The following is a 5,196-nucleotide window of genomic DNA, read 5'->3' on the forward strand; positions in this document are numbered from 1 at the left end:
TTTATAATCAGGCTTAAAATTGAGGAGATTTTTGTTTGGAGCAGACAATGGTTATGTAGTAGTGATAGTGAATGATGAGAAATTATTATATAGAACTACATTACAACAGATATGGTGACCACGTATGATTAATTCCGCAGATGAAGGGGCTCCGCAGGAACCCAGAGAAGATCAGGGTGAAGTCGGAGAACTGATTCCGGAGGAATCTCCACCTCAGGATGAACGCACTCCCCTTGAGATCCTGCAGGGTGAGTACGATGATCTCCATAACAGATACTTGAGGCTTGCTGCTGACTTTGAAAATTTCAGAAAGAGAAGTGCCCGGGATATAGAATCACGGACCAGCTCAGCGATCGAACGATTTGCTAAAGACATGCTTGAAGTTGCAGATAGCCTTGAACGTGCCCTTGTTGCAGAAGGTTCCGAACATGAGGGGATGAATCAGATCAAAAAATTGCTGGAAAATGTTCTCGACAGGCAGGGTATTTCCTCATATGAATCATCAGGCGAGAAATTTGATCCAACCCATCATGAGGCGATTGCCTACGTTCCATCCGAAAAGGATGAGGGAATCGTTTGTGATGAAGTCTGTAAGGGCTACTGCCTGAACAGCAAAGTTATCAGACCTGCTAAAGTTACAGTATCGCGTGGAAACGAATCAGAACAATTTAAGGAGTAAATAAAATGGCTAGTGAAAAAATTCTGGGTATCGATCTGGGAACAACAAATTCATGCATGTCAATCATGGAAGGTGGAAAAGCCGTCGTCATCCCCAACGCTGAAGGTGGCAGAACCACTCCATCGGTTGTCGCATTTACCAAAGATGGAGAAAGACTTGTCGGGAGTCTTGCGAAGCGCCAGGCTATAACCAACCATCAGAACACCATAATTTCCGTAAAACGGAGCATGGGAACTGACAAGAAGTTCAATCTGAACGGAAAGAACTTCAGCGCTCAGGAGATCTCTGCGATGATCCTTCAGAAACTCAAGAGTGATGCAGAGGCATATCTTGGGGATGAGATCAAGAAAGCTGTCATTACCGTGCCTGCTTACTTCAACGATTCCCAGCGACAAGCAACCAAGGATGCAGGAACTATCGCAGGACTTGAAGTTCTCCGTATCATCAACGAACCGACTGCAAGTGCCCTTGCATACGGTATCGACAAAGAAGAGGACAAGACAGTTCTGGTATACGACCTTGGTGGCGGTACATTCGATGTTTCAATCCTGACCCTTGGTGACGGAGTCTTTGAAGTTAAGGCAACTGCAGGTAACAATCACCTTGGTGGCGACGACTTTGATAAGTTAGTCACTGACTTCCTGGTCGAGGAGTTCAAGAGGAAGGAGGGCATCGACCTGACCAAGGACCCAATGGCAATGCAGCGGCTCCGTGATGCCTCAGAGAATGCAAAGATCGAACTTTCACAAAAACAGAAGACCAACGTAAATCTGCCATATATCACCACCGACTCAAGTGGTCCGAAGTTCCTGGACATCGATCTGACCAAGTCCAAATTCGAACAACTCATCGGCAACCTGGTTGAAAGCACCATTGGCCCGGTCAAGCAGGCACTTTCAGACGCTGGTATGACCCCATCAGATATCGATCACGTGCTGCTCGTTGGTGGGTCAACCCGTGTTCCGCTTGTTCAGCAGAAAGTCAAGGAGATCCTTGGAAAAGAACCAGACAAGGGAATCAACCCGGACGAGTGTGTTGCAGTCGGTGCAGCGATCCAGGGTGGAGTCCTCGGTGGTGAAACCAGCGATATCGTTCTGCTCGATGTTGCCCCACTGACTCTCTCAATCGAGACCCTTGGTGGAATAGCAACCCCGATCATCGACAGAAATACAACCATCCCAACAAAGAAGAGCCAGGTATTCTCAACTGCAGCAGACAATCAGACTTCAGTTGAGATTCATGTGGTTCAGGGTGAGCGAAAACTTGCAGCAGACAACTTCACTCTCGGAAAGTTCATGCTGACCGGCATCCCGCCAGCTCCCAGAGGTATCCCCCAGATCGAGGTCACCTTCGATATCGATGCAAACGGTATCATCCACGTATCTGCCAAAGACCTTGGCACAGGTAATGAGCAGAAGATCACCATCAAAGGTAGTAAGAAACTCTCAGATGATGAGATCGAGCGGATGGTTGACGACGCAAAGAAGTTCGAGGAAGAGGATACCAAAAAGAAGGAAGAGATCGAGGTCAGAAACAGTGCTGACATGGCTGTCTTCTCTGCAGAAAAACTCCTCAAAGAGTCTGACGACAAGATAGAAGAGGAAGACAAGACCAAGGTCCGCGAAAAGATCGATGCAGTCAAGAAGGCACTTGAGGGAACTGACTCCGAGCAGATCAAGAAGGCTATGGAAGAACTGACCGAGGCTGTCTACACAATAACAACCAAGATCTACCAGAAAGTACAGCAGGAGCAGGCAGCCCAGCAGCAGGCCGAAGGAGCTGGAGAACAGCAGAACACCGGACCAACAGACGACAACGTGGTTGACGCTGATTTCACTGAGAAGAAGGAGTGAACCTGAATCATGGTTGCGGGAGATTATTATGACAGACTCGGCATCTCACGGACAGCCGATGACAAAGAGATAAAGAAAGCCTACCGCAACCTTGCCCGGAAGTACCACCCAGACGTAAACAAGGATCCCGGGGCTGAAGACAAATTCAAGGAGATCAACGAGGCGTACAGTGTTTTGTCTGATTCCCAGAAGCGGGCCCAGTATGATCAGATGGGACATGACAACTTCACCAACGCCTCCAAGGGATCCTACGGAGGGGGTGGATACAGCGGCGGGTTTAACGCAGACTTCTCAGGATTCGGCGACATCTTCGACTTTGCCAGTGACATCTTTGGAGGGTTCGGAGGTGGAAGGCAGCGTGGTCCCCGCAGAGGAGATGACCTTCTCATGCGCCTGGACATCTCACTCAAAGATGCCACATTCGGACTCGACAAAGAGATCGAAGTGATGCATGCAGAGGCTTGTCAGACATGTGAAGGTACCGGGAGCGAAAACCGGAACCTCAAGAATTGTCCCAAGTGCGGTGGGTCAGGACAGATAAGGCAACAGACCCAGACACCATTCGGCAACTTTGTCAGGCAGGGCACATGTGATCTCTGTCATGGGCGGGGTAAGGTTCCGGAAAAACCCTGCCCTACATGCCATGGGACAGGACATGCAAAAGTCCGCAGGAAAGTTTCGGTCCATATCCCTGCCGGTGTCGATACCGGAATGCGTCTGAGAATGGAGGGATACGGCGAGGCTGGTGACCATGGTGCGCCAAATGGTGACCTGTACATTGAAATGCATGTCAAGCCAGAAACCCGTTTCCAGCGTGAAGGAGATAATCTGGGGACCAAGGTTCAGATCTCCCCTGCCCAGGCAGTACTCGGAACCTCAATTGAGCTCGAAACCATTGATAATAGAAAACTTGAGGTTAAGATACCTGCTGGAACACAAGGAGGAAAACGGCTCAGGGTTTCAGGAGAAGGAGTCAGGCGGCGTGGCAGACATGGAGACCTACTGGTACTTGTTGAGGTTGTTATCCCAAAGAATGTTCATGGTGAAACCAAAGAATTATATGAGAAAATCCTGGCACTTGAAGGACATACCCCAAAAGGAAACGGGGATAAAAAAGGATTCTTTGAGTCAATTCTAGGGAGTTAACAACAAACATATTTGGTGGTAAATCGCCACCATCAAACTTTTTATCAAAACGCTTAATTGGGTTTAAACGTAAATTGTAGATCATGGGAACTCTCCTCCTTGTTGATGATGCATCATATATGCGCAGACTCATAGGCATCATGGCAAAAAAGGGAGGACATGAGATCGTGGGCGAAGCAGAGACCGGAGAAATGGCGATAGACCTTTTTGTACGTCTTTCTCCAGATCTTGTCATTCTGGATATCCTGATGCCTGATATGGACGGCCTTGCAGTCCTAAAACGGATTAAGGAACTGAACAGCGATGCCAGGGTTATCATGTGTACAGCTTCTGAACAGTCCCACCATGTCCAGGAAGCACTCTCTTCAGGTGCTCAAGGATATATTGTCAAACCCTTTACACAAGAAAGTCTGAATGAGAAGATCAACACAGCTTTATCATCATAATAAACCGAATCTCTTCTGATTATTCCACATCTTTTATGCATTCCCGGTTAACACTAGACAGTGAAACTGATCTTTGAGCTTTGGGGTGAACATCCTGATATCCCCAGGGCTGAAATCTCCTGTATCGGCAGAGTGACTGATCATCGGGTTCAGGTAGCGGTTGCTGAAATACCAGACCCGAAATTAGTCCAGAGGCTTGCCTACACTCACCGGGTAATGCGGTGCCAGGGAGAATGTTCTGCTGATGAAGAGGCTTTTATCAAGATGCTTTCAGAGCTTTCCCTTACCTCGGATCTACCATATTGCGGCAGAGTAAAAAAGATGGATGGATCAAGAATGAGCCTCTCAACCATGCAGATGGAACGGCTCATCGGAACATACATAGAAGGGCCGGTATCGGTATCAGAACCGGAGAGGGTCTTTCGTGCCATTGCCTCAGGCGACAGGATCTATTTTGGTGAAGTTCTCTGGGAACTTGAGCGTGGTCCATATCATGAACGAAAACCGGGTAACAGGGAATTTTTCCACCCTGGTGTTATGATGCCCCGAATGATCCGATCCCTCGTGAATCTTGCTCATGCCATGCCAGGAGAAACAGTGCTGGATCCCTTTTGTGGAACAGGAGGTACCCAGATTGAAGCAGAACTCATCGGATGTAATGCAGTGGGTACTGATGCAGATCCGCTTATGATTAAAGGAACCCGTCTCAATCTTCCAGAATCAAAAGCCGCTATCGCTGATGTCAGATACCTCCCGTTCCCTGACAACTCAATCGATCATGTTGTATCAGATCTTCCGTACGGGCAATCAGTATTTATTATCGGATCAGAACTTGAGGATCTGTACCAGAGCGCCCTTGGAGAGATAAGCAGGATTACAAGACCGGGTTTACGATCAGTAATCGTGACACATCGGGATATCAGATCACTTGTATCAGAGTACTTCACCATCTGTGAATTTTTTGAACAACGGGTCCACCGGAGTCTCACCAGGCGGATTCTTGTAATAACACACTGAAAGGATCACTCACACATCTAAAAGTTAAATTGAAGAATAGAGGATAGTTAGGAAC

5 protein-coding genes are annotated in these 5,196 nt (G+C 47.8%); all 5 read left to right on the forward strand.

Annotated features, from left to right (window positions below):
• Positions 1-124: 124 nt before the first annotated feature.
• The 5 genes from VN429_RS11540 to VN429_RS11560 all read left to right on the forward strand — a co-directional run bounded on the left by VN429_RS11540 (position 125) and on the right by VN429_RS11560 (position 5,141).
• Positions 125-679 carry a nucleotide exchange factor GrpE gene (locus VN429_RS11540; RefSeq protein ID WP_325633468.1) on the forward strand — a complete coding sequence of 185 codons (555 nt, stop codon included), beginning with the start codon at positions 125-127 and terminating at the stop codon, positions 677-679.
• 5 nt (positions 680-684) lie between these two features.
• Positions 685-2,532 (forward strand): molecular chaperone DnaK, encoded by a 1,848-nt coding sequence (dnaK, locus tag VN429_RS11545; RefSeq protein WP_325633470.1) that lies wholly within the window; start codon positions 685-687, stop codon positions 2,530-2,532.
• Positions 2,533-2,541: 9 nt separating this feature from the next.
• Positions 2,542-3,678, forward strand: coding sequence for a molecular chaperone DnaJ (dnaJ, locus tag VN429_RS11550; RefSeq protein ID WP_325633472.1), 1,137 nt, complete (start codon positions 2,542-2,544; stop codon positions 3,676-3,678).
• A gap of 83 nt (positions 3,679-3,761) precedes the next feature.
• A complete protein-coding gene (locus tag VN429_RS11555) occupies positions 3,762-4,124 on the forward strand; it encodes a response regulator (RefSeq protein WP_325633474.1) in 363 nt (120 codons plus the stop codon).
• A 60-nt stretch (positions 4,125-4,184) separates the two neighbouring features.
• The gene (locus VN429_RS11560; protein WP_325633476.1) at positions 4,185-5,141 is read left to right on the forward strand and encodes a methyltransferase domain-containing protein; all 957 of its coding nucleotides are present in this window, start codon (positions 4,185-4,187) and stop codon (positions 5,139-5,141) included.
• The last annotated feature ends 55 nt before the right edge of the window (positions 5,142-5,196 follow it).

It is taken from the genome of Methanospirillum sp., from assembly GCF_035560735.1.
In the GTDB taxonomy this organism is placed as follows: domain Archaea; phylum Halobacteriota; class Methanomicrobia; order Methanomicrobiales; family Methanospirillaceae; genus Methanospirillum.